General features: G+C 64.8%; 14 protein-coding genes. 3 read left to right on the forward strand and 11 right to left on the reverse strand.

What is annotated here, in order from left to right; all coding sequences use genetic code 11:
• Positions 1-44: 44 nt before the first annotated feature.
• From F3J20_RS30725 to F3J20_RS30735, 3 genes are all read left to right on the forward strand, one after another.
• Positions 45-569: a DUF5943 domain-containing protein gene (locus F3J20_RS30725; RefSeq protein WP_167050456.1), complete on the forward strand. Its 525-nt coding sequence runs from the start codon at positions 45-47 to the stop codon at positions 567-569.
• Positions 570-656: 87 nt separating this feature from the next.
• Positions 657-1,229 carry a PAS and helix-turn-helix domain-containing protein gene (locus tag F3J20_RS30730; RefSeq protein WP_167050458.1) on the forward strand — a complete coding sequence of 191 codons (573 nt, stop codon included), beginning with the start codon at positions 657-659 and terminating at the stop codon, positions 1,227-1,229.
• 36 nt (positions 1,230-1,265) lie between these two features.
• Positions 1,266-1,856 (forward strand): dimethylsulfonioproprionate lyase family protein, encoded by a 591-nt coding sequence (locus F3J20_RS30735; protein ID WP_167285748.1) that lies wholly within the window; start codon positions 1,266-1,268, stop codon positions 1,854-1,856.
• Positions 1,857-1,921: 65 nt separating this feature from the next.
• Here F3J20_RS30735 and F3J20_RS30740 read toward each other — a convergent pair whose 3' ends face one another.
• The 11 genes from F3J20_RS30740 to F3J20_RS30790 form a co-directional block, all read right to left on the reverse strand.
• Positions 1,922-2,917: a GlxA family transcriptional regulator gene (locus F3J20_RS30740; protein WP_345889953.1), complete on the reverse strand. Its 996-nt coding sequence runs from the start codon at positions 2,915-2,917 to the stop codon at positions 1,922-1,924.
• Positions 2,918-2,968: 51 nt separating this feature from the next.
• Positions 2,969-3,865 (reverse strand): choline ABC transporter permease subunit, encoded by an 897-nt coding sequence (gene choW / locus F3J20_RS30745; protein ID WP_167050462.1) that lies wholly within the window; start codon positions 3,863-3,865, stop codon positions 2,969-2,971.
• Complete coding sequence (locus F3J20_RS30750; protein ID WP_167050464.1) at positions 3,858-5,027, reverse strand: glycine betaine/L-proline ABC transporter ATP-binding protein; 1,170 nt, start codon at positions 5,025-5,027, stop codon at positions 3,858-3,860. Before F3J20_RS30750 ends, choW begins: the two co-directional genes overlap by 8 nt.
• 282 nt (positions 5,028-5,309) lie before the next feature.
• Complete coding sequence (locus tag F3J20_RS30755) at positions 5,310-6,170, reverse strand: glycine betaine ABC transporter substrate-binding protein (RefSeq protein ID WP_167285749.1); 861 nt, start codon at positions 6,168-6,170, stop codon at positions 5,310-5,312.
• A gap of 112 nt (positions 6,171-6,282) precedes the next feature.
• Positions 6,283-7,440, reverse strand: coding sequence for a hybrid-cluster NAD(P)-dependent oxidoreductase (locus F3J20_RS30760; RefSeq protein WP_167050468.1), 1,158 nt, complete (start codon positions 7,438-7,440; stop codon positions 6,283-6,285).
• Between the two features lie 54 nt (positions 7,441-7,494).
• Entirely contained in the window at positions 7,495-8,724 is a 1,230-nt protein-coding gene (locus F3J20_RS30765) for an aromatic ring-hydroxylating dioxygenase subunit alpha (protein WP_167285750.1), read from the reverse strand.
• A 50-nt stretch (positions 8,725-8,774) separates the two neighbouring features.
• On the reverse strand, positions 8,775-9,593 hold the full coding sequence (locus F3J20_RS30770; protein ID WP_167285751.1) for an electron transfer flavoprotein subunit beta/FixA family protein: 819 nt from the start codon (positions 9,591-9,593) through the stop codon (positions 8,775-8,777).
• Positions 9,590-10,759, reverse strand: a complete 1,170-nt coding sequence (locus F3J20_RS30775; protein ID WP_167285752.1) for an electron transfer flavoprotein subunit alpha/FixB family protein — start codon at positions 10,757-10,759, stop codon at positions 9,590-9,592. Before F3J20_RS30775 ends, F3J20_RS30770 begins: the two co-directional genes overlap by 4 nt.
• 4 nt (positions 10,760-10,763) lie before the next feature.
• The gene (locus tag F3J20_RS30780) at positions 10,764-12,692 is read right to left on the reverse strand and encodes a (Fe-S)-binding protein (protein ID WP_167285753.1); all 1,929 of its coding nucleotides are present in this window, start codon (positions 12,690-12,692) and stop codon (positions 10,764-10,766) included.
• 3 nt (positions 12,693-12,695) lie between these two features.
• Positions 12,696-14,759 (reverse strand): NADH:flavin oxidoreductase, encoded by a 2,064-nt coding sequence (locus F3J20_RS30785; protein WP_167050477.1) that lies wholly within the window; start codon positions 14,757-14,759, stop codon positions 12,696-12,698.
• A 62-nt stretch (positions 14,760-14,821) separates the two neighbouring features.
• Positions 14,822-15,355 (reverse strand): DUF5943 domain-containing protein, encoded by a 534-nt coding sequence (locus tag F3J20_RS30790; protein WP_167050479.1) that lies wholly within the window; start codon positions 15,353-15,355, stop codon positions 14,822-14,824.
• Positions 15,356-15,465 lie beyond the last annotated feature (110 nt).

Here is a 15,465-nt window from a genome sequence, read left to right on the forward strand (position 1 = left end):
TGAAGTCTGGAACGGCTGAATCGAATAGAAAGCAGGAGTTCGACTTGCAACCGCAATTGCCTATCGACGTCGATCCGCACACCGGCGTCTGGACCACCGATGCGCTGCCGATGCTGTACGTGCCGCGCCATTTCTTCACCAACAATCACACGGCGGTCGAAGAAGCACTAGGCCGTGAGGTCTACGCGGAGATTCTCTACAAAGCCGGTTACCAATCCGCGTACCACTGGTGCGAGAAGGAAGCGGAAAAGCACGGCATTGCCGGCATGGCGGTATTCGAGCACTATCTGAAGCGTCTTTCGCAGCGCGGCTGGGGGCTCTTCTCGATCGTCGAGGCGGACCCGGCAACGTCGAATGCGCGCATCCATCTTCATCACTCGTCGTTCGTGCTCGCGCAACCCGGCAAACATGGCAAGCTCTGCTACATGTTCGCCGGCTGGTTCGCCGGCGCGATGGACTGGGTCAACGACACCGCACCGGAAGGCGCCGCAAAAGGCCCGCGAGCGAAATCGGCCGAGATGCAATGCGCGGGCGAAGGTCACGACTGCTGCGTCTTTCACGTGACGTGAACGCGCCGGACACACGCTACAATCACCTGGAAAGGAGTCCATGCATCCCCAGGCCCGGGTCGGGGCACAGCCAACAGCGATACAGCAATGCCGAAAAGGACCGACACGATCTCCAGTCTCGACTACGAGGATCTCTTCAGGCATCTGCCCGTTGCGGTCATCGTGGCCAGAGAAAGAGTCATGGTGGACTGCAATGCCCGAGCCCTCGCGCTCTTCAAGGCCCGGCGCAGCGATATCGTCGATCGGTCGTTTTCCGTGCTGTATCCGCAGCAGAAGGACTTCACCACCACCGGCCGCCGCCTGGCGCCGCTCCTCGCGAAACATGCCGTGTTTAGCGACGACCGCATCATGCGCCGCATCGACGGAAGCCATTTCTGGGTCACCGTGTGCGGTTTCGGATATAACCCGAAGCGGCCTTTCGAGCTGGCGATCTGGACCTTCACCGATCTATCGGACAGCACGAAGCAAGCCGACGTCGCCAGCACGCTCACCGAGCGCGAACGCGACGTCGCCGCATTCCTCGTGCACGGCATGACGAGCAAGGAAATCGGCAAGGAACTGAATATCAGCCCGCGCACGGTCGACATTCACCGCGCGAGCCTGTTGCGCAAATACGGCGTACGGGCGACACCCGATCTCATTGCGCGGTTGCTGGCCTGAACCGCGTACGACTTCTCTTCTCTCACCATGCACACCATGTCGACCCGGCCCGAAAATGTAGCGGCGTTCATTGACATTGCACGAACCCTCTTTCAATCGGAGAAGCTTCCCGACGCCGGGAGAGAAGTCGCAGCACGCGTGTTCGAGCGGCTGCAAACGGTATCGGACGACGGCAAGAGACATGACACGAGCTATCCGGCACGCCGCTGGATCAACCCGGCCTTGTCGGCGATCATCGACGAACCGACTCACCTCGGCGCGGCGGCAAGAGCCATCAGAACGCTCGAACCCGTGCTGGGATGGTGGCGCCGCACGTCGGGCTCGCACGGCAGCGAGAACTATATCGACGAGCATGTGCACGGCATGATCTGCGGGCCCGGCGGCACCGAGAGCCGCTACGACGTTCAACTCGGTTTTTCGGTGATGGCCCCCAACGTGCGGTATCCGGACCATCGCCATCCGCCCGAAGAGGCCTACGTGCTCTTGACCGCCGGCGAGTTTCGCCAGAAAGACGGCGACTGGTTCAACCCCGGAATAGGCGGCGGCATCCACAACGCGCGAGGCAGCCTGCATGCAATGAGATCGCTGTCCGATCCGTTTCTTGCCATCTGGTGTTTATTGACCTGACGGTCGAGCCGGCGAATTGCGGCGCGCCTTCGCACGACAGGCGCGCCGACACGAGGCCCCCTCTCTCACTTCGTCATACGCCGCTCATGACTCGGCGCGTGGCCGAACTGCACGCGGTAGGCCTTGCTGAAATGGCACGGCGAATTGAATCCGCACACCGACGTCACGCGAGCGATCGACGCATCGGTCGTGCGCAGCAGTTCGCGCGCCCGTTTCAGGCGCAACGTGAGGTAGTAGTGCGTTGGCGAGACGTTCAGATACGCCTTGAACATGCGCTGCAAATGCCGTTGCGAAAGCCGCACGAGGCGCGCCAGTTCTTCCAGCGACAGCGGCTCCTTGATGTTCGCTTCCATCAACCGCACGACCTCGACCAGTTCCGCGCGCGAAAAACCCACGCGCGCATCAACAGGTATTGGCTGTAAGTCAGTGGCGCTGCGAATCCGCTCGACGATAAACTGTTCGGATACCTTGGCAGCCAGGCCGCGGCCGAGCCGCGCGCCCACGAGATCGAGCATCAGATCGAGCGGCGCGGTGCCGCCCGTGCAGGTCAGCCGGTCGCGATCGACCACAAACAGCTCGTCGGCGAAACGCACGCGCGGAAATTCCTCGTGCAAAGCCGTGAGGTCTTCCCAATGCACGGCGCAGCGGTAACCGTCGAGCAGCCCGCTCGCCATCAGCGCATAAGCGCCCGTGCAGATGCCGCCGAGCGGAACGCCGCGCTGCGCCACCCCATCCAGCGTGGCGCGCAGGCTGTCGTCGACGATCTCGCGTATGCGCACGCCGCCGCACACGATCAGCACGTCGGGCAGCGACGCCGGATCGAGCGGCTGCGCCGGGCGTACCGCGATGCCATTGCTCGCGTGGACGGGCGCGCCGTCCAGCGAGTAGATGGACCAGCGGTAATGGTCCGCGCGCCCGACATAGTTCGCCATACGCAGAACTTCGACCGCGCTCGAAAACGCGATCATCGAGAAGTTCTGCAACGTCAGGAAACCGAAATGCCTGAGAGACGATGCCGCATGCGCGTCGACGGTGGACGCTGCGGCGATGTCTGTCGTCACATCGCGCTCCTCGGGAAACAACGGTTGAAAACCCCGCAGTTGAAAACCGGATCAGACCTCGGCGACAGCGGGACGCGCGCGCATGAGTTGCCTGAGCCCCGCGAACGGCGACACTTTTGGCGCGCCAGGCGCACGACCGAAGCTCTCGGTAATGCGGTCCAGGATGATCGCCAGCAACACGACGGAAAGCCCGCTTTCGAAACCGAGGCCGATATCCAGACGCTGAATACTCGCCAGCACGTCGTTGCCGAGACCGCCCGCGCCCACCATCGAGGCGATGATCACCATCGACAGCGCCATCATGATGGTCTGGTTCACGCCCTGCATGATCGACGGCAGGGCATTCGGAAACTGCACCTTGTACAACAGCTGCCATGGCGTGCAGCCGAACGCCTGCCCGGCTTCGACAATCTCGCGATTCACGTGCTTGATGCCGAGACTCGTCAGGCGAACCGCGGGCGGCATGGCGAAGATCACCGTGGAAAGAATGCCGGGCACGCGGCCGAGACCGAACAGCATGGCGGCCGGAATCAGGTAAACGAAGGCCGGCATTGTCTGCATCAGATCGAGAATCGGGCGCACGATCGTCTGCACGAGCCGGCTTTTCGCTGTCCAGATGCCGAGCGGAATACCCACCACGAGGCTGATGACGGTGGACGACAGCGTGAGCCCGAGCGTGACGACGGTCTGGTCCCAGAAGCCCGTCGCATAGATCAGCAACAGCGAACAGGCGGCGAAGATCGCAAAGCGCCAGCCCACGCGCCACAAACCGATAAGGATGAAGAACGCCATCAGCGCCCACATCGGAATGGCCTGCAAGCTATGTTCGACGAAAGCGGCGAAACTTTCGATCGCCCGGCCGACCGTGTCGAAACTGCTCGCGTCGTGATCGAGTAGATAGTGAACCGCCTGGTCGACCCACTGGCCGACGGGAATGATCTCAGACATGAGCACCTCGGTTACGCGTAATGACCTTCAGAACGGCGGCCTGATCGATGGAGCCGCAATAGCGGCCTTCGTCGTCCACTACCGGCAGCGCCGTCGTATTCGCGCAGACGCGCGAGACGACCTGCTCCAGCGGCGCGCCGAGCGAAATGCATTCGACCTTCTCGAGCGACGGCCGCGCGGCGCGAATCGAATCGCGCGTCACGAAACCGCTGATGCGATGCTGCGCATCGAGCACGAAGGCGTAGTCCGCGCTGCCGTTGAGCGACGACTCCACGCTCGTCGCGTCGAGCGAGCGGATCAGCGGCACCGCCTCGCGCTGCATCAGATCGCCGGCCGTCAGATAGCGGCTGGTGTCCACGCCGTCGAAGAACGCGCGCACGTAGTCGTCGGCAGGATTGCTGATGATTTCCTGCGGGGTGCCGATCTGCACGATGCGCCCGCCTTCCATGATGGCGATGCGGCTGCCGATCCGCAGCGCCTCTTCGAGATCGTGCGACACGAACATGATCGTGCGGCGCTGCTCCTTCTGCAGTTGCAGCAGCACGTTCTGCATTTCCTTGCGCTTCAACGGATCGAGCGCCGAAAACGCTTCGTCCATAATCATCAGCGAGGGATTCACGGCTAGCGCACGGGCAAGGCCCACACGCTGCTGCATGCCGCCCGACAGCTCGGCGGGCAACTTCTGCGCAAACGGCGCAAGGCCGACCTGCTCCAGCACCGCCAGCGCGCGCCGCTCGCGCTCCTTGCGCCCCACGCCCGCCACTTCGAGACCGAATGCGGCGTTCGACAGCACCGTGCGTTGCGGCATCAGCGCGAACGACTGAAACACCATGCTCATGTCGGTGCGGCGCAGCGCCACCAGTTCCGAGCGCCGGATGGCCGCAACGTCGCGCCCGTCGATGACGATCTTGCCCGCCGTGGGGTCCACGAGCCGGTTGATGAGCCGGATCAGCGTGGACTTGCCCGAGCCGGAGAGACCCATCAGCACGAAAATCTCGCCCTCGTGCACTTCGAACGACGCGTGGTTCACGCCGAGCACATAGCCGGTTTTGGCGAACAGTTCGTCCTTCGTTGCGCCCTGCGCGAGCAGCTCGCGCGCGAGCTTCGGGTTGGGCCCGAAAACCTTGCATAGTCCTTCGACTACGATCTTGGGGGATTTCATCGACTCCGTCTCCTCGAACGGCAGGCGCCGGCCCGCTCGGTATGTCTACATGGTTGTCGGAAAAAACCCTGCCGGGATAGCGAATTGCGACAAACGCTTGCTCAAAAGCGACATGCCGCTTCGGCAACAAAGCACCTGTGCTGCGGTGCCAGGCGCGGCTTCCCGCCTGCCTCGGCGCAAGGCAGGGTGTGCGTAGTACAGGACTGACCGGATGAAACGCGGCGCGGCGAACCGCAGCCGCAGCAAAACAGGACTCGCCGGTCCGGATTTCTCTTGCCGCGCTTACTGCTGGCCGACCCACTCGTTCACGCGATCGCCGTGCGCGGCGATCCAGGCATCGGCGGCGGCCTCGGGCTTTTCGCCGTTCTGGATCGCCAGCATCACGCCGTCGATCTCGCCCGGCTTCCACTGGAATTTCTTCAGGAAAGACTCGACCTGCGGCGCCTTCTTTTCGAGCGCCGGATTGGCGACGCTATCCACGTGCTCGGCCGCGCCGTACACGCTCTTCGGATCCTCGAGGAAGCGCAGCTTGTACTTCGCGAACATCCAGTGCGGCGTCCAGCCCGTGACGATCACCGGCTTCTTCGTGCCGATCGAGCGCGCCAGTTCGGCCGTCATCGCGCTGCCCGAACTCGGCATGACGTTGTAGTTGAGACCGTATTGCTTGACGGCCTCGTCGGTCTTGCGCATCACGCCCGCGCCCGCGTCGATACCGACGATGCGCCCGCCGAACGCCGCCTTTTCCGCGTTGAGATCGTTGATGCTCTTCGCGCTCACGTAGTCGGGCACCACGAGACCGATCTTCGCGCCGGGGAAATTCGTGCCGAGATCGACGACCTTGTCCTTGAACTGGTCCCAGTACGCGCCCTGCGTCACCGGCAGCCATGCGGACAGCGTCGCATCGAGGTCGCCGCGCGCCACGCCCTGCCACATGATGCCCGTGGCCACCGGCACGAGCTGCACCGGATAGCCGAGGCGCTTCTCGATGATGCGCGAAGCGATGTTGGACGTGGCGACGCTATCGTCCCAGCCTTCGACGTAGCCGATCTTCAGCGTGGGTTTGCCGTCGGCAAACGCCGGGGCACTGACGCTCACCGTTGCGAACAGCACACCGGCCAGAAAGAGTTTCGCGGACAGCTTCATGATTCATCTCCTATGATTCGGGCACGCGTTTCGTGTGTCTCCAGATTCGCCCGCCGCAATTTACCGGTCCCCTCGATTTACGACACTTTCTTGTTGTACGGCGACACCCTTGCTACTTGTCGACGACGAGATCGGACAGCGGCTTCGAGCAGCACAACAGGGCCATGCCCTGATCGATCTCGCGCTGGCGAATGCCGCCGCTATGCTTCATCTCGACCTGCCCCGAAACCAGCTTGACCTTGCAGGTGCCGCACATGCCCTGGCTGCACGACGAGGCGAGCCTCACGCCCGCCTGGCGAGCCGCGTCGAGCACGGTTTGCTGCGAGCCGCACTGGATCTCGCGGCGGCTCTTCGCGAACGTGACCGTGAAGCTTTCGGTCGGCACGGCCGGCTCTGTCGCGGCCGGGTCGGCTGGGTCGGCCGGGTCTGCTTCAAGCAGCGCATGGGCCGCCGTCAACGTTTCGAACGAAAAGCTCTCTTCGTGATAGCGCTCTCGCGCAAAGCCGGCTTCGTCGAGCAGATCGCGCACGGCCTTCATATACGGCGCGGGACCGCAAGTGAAGATTTCGCGCTCCATGAAATCGGGGGCGATCAGCTTCAGCAGCGGCAGCGACAGAAAACCGGTGACGCCCGGCCATCCGGTACGCGCCCCCACCCGCTCGCACACGAATGACGTGCGGAAGTTCGCCCGGCTCGACGCGATCAGTTCGAGTTCGCGCGCGAAGATGATGTCGTCGGGCGTGCGTGCGCTATGCGCGAAGACGATGTCGCGATCTTCGGCGAGATCGTGATGCGCGCGGCTCATCGACATCAGCGGCGTGATGCCGGACCCGGCGGAAAGAAACAGATATTTCGGTGCCGGGTGCCGCGCGCAGGTGAAGTCACCGGCCGGCCCGAGCACGCGCAATTCGACGCCGGGCTTCAGGTTGTCGTGCAGCCAGTTCGACACCTTGCCTCCCGGCACGCGCTTGACCGTGATGGAAATGGTGTGCGGCCGCGCCGGCGACGACGAAATCGTATAGCAGCGATTGATCGGCTCGCCGTCGATCTCGAGTTCGAGCGTAACGAACTGCCCCGGCTCGAACGAGAACGTGCGGCCCTCTGGCGAGCGCAGGAAAAAGCTCTTCACGTCATGCGTTTCCTGCACGACATGACAGCACACGAGCGTTTCCTCGACGTCGCTCGTCCACCGTTCGGGCAGCGCGCTCCAGAACGCCGGGCGCGTGACCCGGCTGTCCATGGGGTCGAGTTGGGCTGCATCTCGCATCATGACAAACTCCGCTCTTTTGCTTTGGCCGCGCGCGGCGCGACGTTATGCGCCAATCTATCCGGCAAGGCGGCCGATGTACCAGGCCGAGAACTTTTCGACGAGACCTTCCGTGTACGGCGAATACGGACCCGGCTCGTAGGCGCTGCTCGCCGCGCCGCGCTGCGAATACTCGACGAGCGTGCGGTCCTGGTCGTTGGTCGCATTCCAGACCGCGGTCAGATTCTCGACGTCGTAGTCGATGCCTTCGCGCGCGTCCTTGTGGACCAGCCAGCGCGTACGCACGAGCGTCTCGCCGGCGGAAAGCGGGACGACCGAGAACGACACGATGTGATCGCTCATGAAGTGATGCCACGAGTTCGGCTGGGTCCAGAACGACAGACCGCCGAGATCCGCCGAGCGAAACTCGCCGAGCAGCTTTTTCGAGGCCACTTTCGCGTCGAGCGTCTGCGATTCGCCGCTGCGATCGAGCGGCAGGCGCTGCGTGCGAAAACCCGTCACGTCGAGCAGTTTTTCGACTTCCACCGAAGGCAGGCCCAACCCTTCCCACTGCTCCACGCGTTCGTTGCAGGCGCGCTCGAAGGCTGCCATCCCTTCCGCGTTGGCCGGCGTGCGTTCGTAGCCGAAGCCGTATTCGTAGAGCGAAACCGTCAACTCGGGGTGATTCGCCACGCAGTGATAGCACTCGCGATTGTTCTCCATCACGAGCTTCCAGTTGCCTTTCTCGATGATGTCGATCTGCGCGGCGACCTTGCAGTTCGCCAGATCGTGCGGCAGCAGATACGGCTCCATCGCGGCGCGCATCTGCGCGAAGTCGGCGGGCGGCTCGTCGGCGAGGCACACGAAGATCAGCCCGGCGAGATTTTCCACATGGACGCGCTTGAGGCTGTGCTTGCAGCGGTCGAACTGCTCGCCCATATGCTCGGCGAACATCAGTTCGCCCGAGAGGTTATAGGTCCAGCTGTGATACGGGCACACGATATTGCCGACCGTGCCCTTCGAGTCGTTGCACAGGCGCGAGCCGCGATGGCGGCATACGTTGTGGAACGCACGCACCGCCATGTCGTCGTCGCGCACGATCAGAATCGATTCGCCCGCCAGCTCGGCGGTCACATAGTCGCCCGGCTCCGGAATCTCGGCCTCGGTGGCGACCTCGATCCAGTGCTGCCGGAAGATGGCTTCCATATCGAGCGCGAAAATCTCCTCGCTCAAATAGAACGGCGCCTCCAGGCTGTACCCCTCTTTGCGGCGCTCGATCAGCGCGCGAATTTCTGCCGATACTTTCATCGTGTGCTCCGGATTTTCCATTCCAGCTTGTTGCCGACAGATCGTCAAAATCAGTAGTCGATAAGTTGATGCTCGCGCAAATACGCGAGGATCACTTGTGCTTTTTCGACCGAACTCCCTTCGTTTACGACGTTGCCGCCGCGGCTTTCGGTCGTGGTCGCCGAGAGCATGCGCGCATGGCCGGAGCGCTTCTCCGCCGCGACGAGGCGCACGGGCTTGCGCTCGATCGGGCCGACCGTCCACGCGGACGCTTCGGCAGCGCTCACGCTCGCGCTCGCGGCGCGCTGCGGCCGGATCGCGCCGGCGCGCAGCCGCGCATAGGCGTAACGCGGCTGCGCGTTGGCGAGCGGATGCACGGCGATCACGGCGGGCAGCGTCGTTTGCACGCGCCGGCGCAGGCCCTTGGGCAGGAATTGCCGCACCACGGCCACAGCGCCGCTCTCTGCGTCGATATCGACCGCGCCGCCGACGATCGGCACGCCGAGCGCCGCGGCCACGCTATACGGCAGCATGCCGCTGTCGTGCGCGCCTTCGGCCCGCGTGCCGGTCAGCACGAGGTCGTAGCCGCGCACGCGCTCGGCCAGCCTGCGCGCCGCGTCGTCGGACGGCGCGCAGTTCAGCACCTCGACTTCGGTCGCGCCCAGTGCGAGGTATTCGGTCAGCGCCGGGTCGTCGGCGTCGCCCGCATGCAGCACGTCGAGGCGCGCATGGTGACGCTGCGCCAGCGTACGCGCGAGATCGAGTGCGAGCGCGTCGTTGCGGCTATGGCGCGGCACGCCGCTCACGGGGTGGCGGCCGACGGAAACGAGCACGGCGATGCGTTCGATGCGCCGTTGGGAATCGTTACGGGAATCATTGCGGGCATTCATGCGGCCACTCCTGCGGAATGCATGTCGTCACGTACGGCGCCCGGCGCGCCGCGTTTCGCGCGCGCGGCCTCTACCTCACCGATCAGCGCGGCGATGGTGCCCTGGGCGTCGCCGACCACGGTCAGGTTCGCGCGCTTCGCGATCGGCGCGCTGCCGTCGAGATTCACGGCAATCACGTGGCGGCAATCCTTGATGCCTTGCAGATGCTGCACGGCGCCCGAAATGCCGAACGCGATATACACACTGGACTCGACCGTCTTGCCCGTCGCGCCCACCTGCTTGTCGCGCGTGAAGTGGCCGTTGTCGACCGCGACGCGGCTCGCGCCGATCGCCGCGCCGAGCACGCCCGCGAGCTGTTCGAATGCCGCGATGTCGGTCACGCCGTTGCCCGCCGAGACGATGAAATCGGCTTCTTCGAGCGCGACCCGGGCGGCATCGATTTCCTCGAGACCGAGATCGCGATACGACGACGCCAGATCGACGGCGAGCCGGATAAAGTCGCTCGGGAGCCGCTCGCCCGCGCCGACGAACGGCAGCTTCGCCTCCACCGCGTTCGGCTCGAGCAGGATCACCTCGGGCAGCGCGCGCGTGGCCCATGCGCGCTTCGCCTGTTCGTACACGCCCACATGGCGTGCGTCGATCTCGACCACCTGCGTCGCCACGCTGGCCCCGGCCGAGGCCGCGTAGCGCCGGCCAAGATCGCCGTCGCCGCTCGCGTTGTCGGGCAGGAACACATGCTTCGGCGCAAGCGCCGCCGCACACGCCTGCAACGCGCGCAGTTCGCTGTCCGGCGCGAACGCGCGGCGCTCGAAGCCCGGCAGCTCGATCAGCTTGTCGACGCCGAGCGCCGCCGCGTCGTCTTTCAGTTCGCCGAACACGAGCAGCGCCACTTCGGTTTGCGCATCGGCGAGCAACGCGGCGGCCGCGACGGCCTGGCGCGCATGCTCGTCGAGCGCGCCGCGCTCGGCATGAGCGGCAACGAGCAGCACGTGCTTCGGATCGCTAATGGTGCGGCGCGGTTTCGCGGCATTGCCGTGCCCGTGCTGCGCGGGCCAATGCGCGGCGTTCGCGTCGGCACTCCCGGTCTCGCCGAGAATAATGCGCCTGAGACCCGCCGCGGTCACAACGAACGGGCGGCGCGGATCGATTCGTTTGATCGTATTCATCGATTCACTCCAGCGAGGCGGCCACGAGTTCGGCCACGTCGAGCACGTCGGGACGCGGACCCACCACGCCTTCGAGCATCGCCGTGCATTGCGGGCACGCCACGGCGACGACCTCGGCATTGAGTGCGCGTGCGTCGGCCATACGAATGTCGGGAATGCGCTGCTTGCCGGGGATGTCGGTGAGCGGCGCGCCGCCGCCCCCGCCGCAGCAGCGTCCGCGCATGCCGTGACGCTCCATCTCCACGACCTGGATGCCGATCGTTTTCAGCAGCTTGCGCGGCGCTTCGGTCTCGCCGTTATAGCGGCCCAGATAGCAGGGATCGTGATACGTGGTGCGCTTTTCGGTCAGCGCCTGCATGGCCTTCGGAGCAATGCGTCCGCTCGCGGCGAGTTCGGCGAGGAAGGTCGTGTGATGCAGTACTTCGTAGCGCGCGCCGAGCGCGCGGTACTCGTTGCGCAGGCTGTGCATGACGTGCGGATCGGCGGTAACGATGCGCGCGAAGTCGAGCGTGGCGAGCGTCGCCATCATCTGCTTCGCCATGCGCTGGAACGTCGCTTCGTCGCCGAGACGGCGCGCCACGTCGCCGGTATCCGTTTCCCGCGCGCCGAGCACCGCGTAATTCACGCCGGCCTTGTTGAGCACCGTCACGAGCGCGCGCAGCGTGCGCTGATAGCGCATGTCGAACGCGCCCTCACCAGCCACCACGAGTACGTCCACGCGTTGGCCGGGCTGCGCGACCGGCGCATCGAGATCGACCGACCAGTCGTAGCGCGCGGTCCTGTCGTAGCCGCCCGCCGTGCCCGTTTCGCGCAGGTTCGCCAGCACTTCCGGGCCTTTGCCGGGCACCTCGCCATGCACGAGCGTCTGGTTGCGGCGCATGTCGACGATGGCGTCGACGTGCTCGATCAGCATCGGGCACTCCTCGACGCAGGCGCGGCAGGTCGTGCACGACCAGAGCGTCTGCGCTTCGATCAGGCCGGAGACGATCGGACCGTCCGGCGCGCCGCGATGCCGGCCGACCGCCATGCCGGGCGTGGGACTGCCCGCGTACGCCGCGTCGGTGCCGCCGGCCATGCCGACCACGAGGTCCTGAATCAGCTTCTTCGGATTGAGCGGCTGGCCCGACGCGAACGCGGGACACGCGGCCTCGCATTTTCCGCACTGCACGCAGGCATCGAAGCTCAGCAACTGGTTCCAGCGAAACTCCACGGGTTTCGCCACGCCGTATTCCTGCTTCTGTTCGATATCGGGCAGCTTCAGCGCGGTCGGCGGCGTGGCCGTGCCGTTGCCGGTCCAACCCTCGCGCGTTGCCGCGAAACGCTCCTGGCGCGGATGGAATGCCAGATGCAGAAGCCCGGCGACCGCATGCTTCATCGGCCCGCCGTTGGCCGCGCCGAATGTCATTGCGAAGGCGCCCACGCCGATCAGCACCGCGCACACTACCGCGAATCCGCCCGACATCGCGCCGGCGGGCACCATCGTGAAGAGCACCACGCCGAGCGCGAACGAGCCGAGCAGCCACGGCAGCGTATTCCACGGCCCGCGCGAAAGGCGCGCCGGCACATGGCTCGCATGACGGCGGCGCCAGACGAACACCGCACCGATCAGCATCGCGAGCGCCGCGAGAAAGATCAGCCGGTCGAGCCACGGCGAATAGATCGCGAGCCCGTAGTTGACGAACACGAGCGCCAGCGCCGCGATCGCGCCGCCCGCGGTGGCGACGTGCGTCTTCGCGATATACGGATCGCGCGCCACCACATGATGCAGATCGACGAAATAACGCTTGGGGATACTGAACAGCTTGCTGACGCCAACGGAACCGGGCACGGCGGCACGCCCCACCCGCCAGAAGGCGGCGCGTTTCGCGACCGCGAACGCGAGCCCCGCCATCGACACCCACAGCAGCGCGGTAATGAGCCAGGACGGATTCATGGTTCAGAAGTCCTTCGCGAGCCGCAGCGCGTCGTAAATCGCGCCGTGGATGTTGTGCATGGAGATGCAGTCGCCGACGCGGAACAGCAGGAAGCGGCCATTGCCGAGTTCTTCGCCGAGGCAAGGCTGCGGCTCCGCGGCGAAAAGCTTGTGCACGTCCACCTGGCCGCGATTCACCGATTCGGGTTTGAGCTTCCAGTACAACGCGTCGTTGGGCGTGCTGCCGTTTTCGATCACCACCTGATCGACGGCGCGCTCCTCCTGCTCCTCCGTGTACTCGTTGCGCAGCACGGCAATCTTCTTGCCGTCTTCTTCGTACACGCGATCGAGCCAGTAATTCGGCGTATGGATCACGCCCTGCGCATAGAGGCGGCGATAGAAGATCGGGAACGTGGTGCCGCCCACGTCGTCGGCAACCTTCACGTCGGGCGTGACGATTTCGACCTTCGAGCCGCGGCTCGAAATGAAATCGGCCACCCCGGCGCCCGCATGCGTGCTCACGCCGTCGTAGACGAGCACGTTCTGCTTCGGCTCGACACGGCCCGCCAGGATGTCCCATGAACTGACCGCGAGCCCCTCTTCCACGCCCCATGCGCCCACCTGCTGCGTGAAGCTCGAACCGCCCGTGGCGAGCACGATGATGTCGGGTTTTTCCGCGAGGATCGTTTTCTCGTCGGCCGTCACGCCGAGACGGCGATCGACGCCGAGGCGCTTCGTCTCCATGTCGAACCAGCGCACGATGCCCGCCATCTGCTCGCGCTGCGGCGCTTTCGCCGCCAGCAGAATCTGGCCGCCCACGGCGTCGTTCTTCTCGAACAGCACCACGTCATGGCCGCGCAGCTTCGCAACGCGCGCGGCTTCCAGCCCCGCCGGTCCCGCGCCGACCACCACGACCTTGCGCTTCGGCCCGCGCGACTTCTCGATGACGTGCGGCATGGTCGCCTCGCGCGAGGTCGCCGCGTTCTGCACGCACAGCACGTCGAGACCGTTGTACTGGCGGTCGATGCAATAGTTCGCGCCGACGCACTGCTTGATCTCGTCTTCGCGGCCGTCGCGAATCTTGATGACCATGTGCGGGTCGGCGATCTGCGCGCGCGTCATGCCGACCAGATCGACCATGCCGCTCGCGAGCAGACGCTCGGCCTGGCCCGCATCGCGAATGCTCTGCGCGTGCATGACCGGCAGCTTGACCACCGACTTGATGCCGGCCGCGAGATGCACGAACGGCTCGGGTGGCAGCGCCATCGGCGGCATGCAGTTGGCGAGCGTGTTGTGCGTGTCCGCGCCGGAGCCGATCACGCCGAGATAGTCGATCAGCCCCGTTTCCGCCATCGCCTGGGCGATTTCCTTCAACTGCTCGTGATCAAGGCCGTCTTCGTGGAACTCGTCGCCGCACATGCGCAGGCCGACGCAAAAGTCCTTGCCTACGGCCTCGCGCACGGCCTTGAGCACTTCCACGCCGAACCGCAGGCGGTTTTCGAGCGAACCGCCCCATTCGTCGGTGCGAAAGTTCGTGCGCGGGCTCCAGAACTGGTCGATCAGATGCTGGTGCGCCGCCGAAATCTCGATGCCGTCCATGCCCGCGTCCTTCACGCGCTTCGCAGCCGTCGCGAAGTCGCCGATGATGCGGCGGATTTCCTCGACCTCGATAATCTTGGCATTGCCGCGATGCACGGGTTCGCGCACGCCCGACGGCGACATCAGATGCGGCCAGTGCTCGCCATGAAACGCGGAACGGCGCCCCATGTGGGTAGCCTGAATCATGATCTTCGCGCCGTGCCGGTGCATCGCTTCGGCAAGACGCGCGAGCGGATCGATGATCCTGTCGGTCGCGAGATTCACCGACTTCCACCAGCCCTGCGGACTGTCGATCGACACCGGGCTCGATCCGCCGCACACTGCAAGGCCCACGCCGCCCTTGGCCTTCTCTTCGTAATAGCGGATATAGCGGTCGCCCGGCAGGCCGCCCGGCTCGGCGTAGACCTCGGCGTGAGCCGTGCTGACGATGCGGTTGCGCAGCGTGAGCTGATTGAGCGTCAAGGGTTTGAACAGGTGTGGGTAGCGCATCGCAGACGACCTCTGGCGTTCGTGTCTTTCGATAAGTCTTGTGGGGCGGGTCGCGCCGCCGTTCAGGCGGCGATCGGCGAGACTTCGAAAATGCAGTGCGCGTGGCCTTCGGCCGCGCATTGCACTTCCGACGACCGCGCGCGCGGCGCGCCTTTGCCGCCTTCCGTGGTGTCGTTGACCCAATCCATCGCGCCGGCGAACCAGCCCGCGAACATGTAGCAGAGCTTGCCGTGCCTGCCGGGCTGCGCGAGCACGAACGACGAATGGCGCAGTTCGATCTTCGCGCGCGCCGCGGCCGGATCGGCCTCGCGAATCGTGAAGATGCCCCAGCCGCGCTGCGAAAGACGCTTCAGGTAGTGCTCGAACACCGCCATGCCGGCGATGCCGTGCTTTTCCGCTTCCTTCTCGCACCAGTGGTACGCGGATTGGTAGCCGGCCTTGTAGAGAATCTCCGCGTAGACCTCGCGGCCCAGCGCTTCTTCCACCGCCGTGTGATTGTTCGTGAAGAAGTGGCGCGGCACGTACAGCATCGGCAGCGCGTCGGTAGTCCAGACACCGGTTTGCGGATCGACGTCGATCGGAAGTTGCGGTTGCATGTCGTAAGTCTCCGGGAATCTTATTTATTCAGTCATTCTTAATAATCTGGATGGTCCTTCTTCGCGGCTTTAAAACTGCTCGCTCAGCTAATCAACCGTTCCAGACTTCG

This window comes from Paraburkholderia sp. Cy-641, from assembly GCF_011752945.1.
Lineage (GTDB): Bacteria > Pseudomonadota > Gammaproteobacteria > Burkholderiales > Burkholderiaceae > Paraburkholderia.

Bases quoted from the DNA above. Each gene is read 5' to 3' on its own strand.
- F3J20_RS30755 (WP_167285749.1), bottom strand. From the start codon at position 6,170: ATGAAGCTGTCCGCGAAACTCTTTCTGGCCGGTGTGCTGTTCGCAACG.
- F3J20_RS30770 (WP_167285751.1), bottom strand. From the start codon at position 9,593: ATGAATGCCCGCAATGATTCCCGTAACGATTCCCAACGGCGCATCGAA.
- F3J20_RS30785 (WP_167050477.1), bottom strand. From the start codon at position 14,759: ATGCGCTACCCACACCTGTTCAAACCCTTGACGCTCAATCAGCTCACG.
- F3J20_RS30730 (WP_167050458.1), top strand. From the start codon at position 657: ATGCCGAAAAGGACCGACACGATCTCCAGTCTCGACTACGAGGATCTC.
- F3J20_RS30750 (WP_167050464.1), bottom strand. From the start codon at position 5,027: ATGAAATCCCCCAAGATCGTAGTCGAAGGACTATGCAAGGTTTTCGGG.
- F3J20_RS30790 (WP_167050479.1), bottom strand. From the start codon at position 15,355: ATGCAACCGCAACTTCCGATCGACGTCGATCCGCAAACCGGTGTCTGG.
- F3J20_RS30760 (WP_167050468.1), bottom strand. From the start codon at position 7,440: ATGATGCGAGATGCAGCCCAACTCGACCCCATGGACAGCCGGGTCACG.
- F3J20_RS30775 (WP_167285752.1), bottom strand. From the start codon at position 10,759: ATGAATACGATCAAACGAATCGATCCGCGCCGCCCGTTCGTTGTGACC.
- choW (WP_167050462.1), bottom strand. From the start codon at position 3,865: ATGTCTGAGATCATTCCCGTCGGCCAGTGGGTCGACCAGGCGGTTCAC.
- F3J20_RS30765 (WP_167285750.1), bottom strand. From the start codon at position 8,724: ATGAAAGTATCGGCAGAAATTCGCGCGCTGATCGAGCGCCGCAAAGAG.
- F3J20_RS30735 (WP_167285748.1), top strand. From the start codon at position 1,266: ATGTCGACCCGGCCCGAAAATGTAGCGGCGTTCATTGACATTGCACGA.
- F3J20_RS30780 (WP_167285753.1), bottom strand. From the start codon at position 12,692: ATGAATCCGTCCTGGCTCATTACCGCGCTGCTGTGGGTGTCGATGGCG.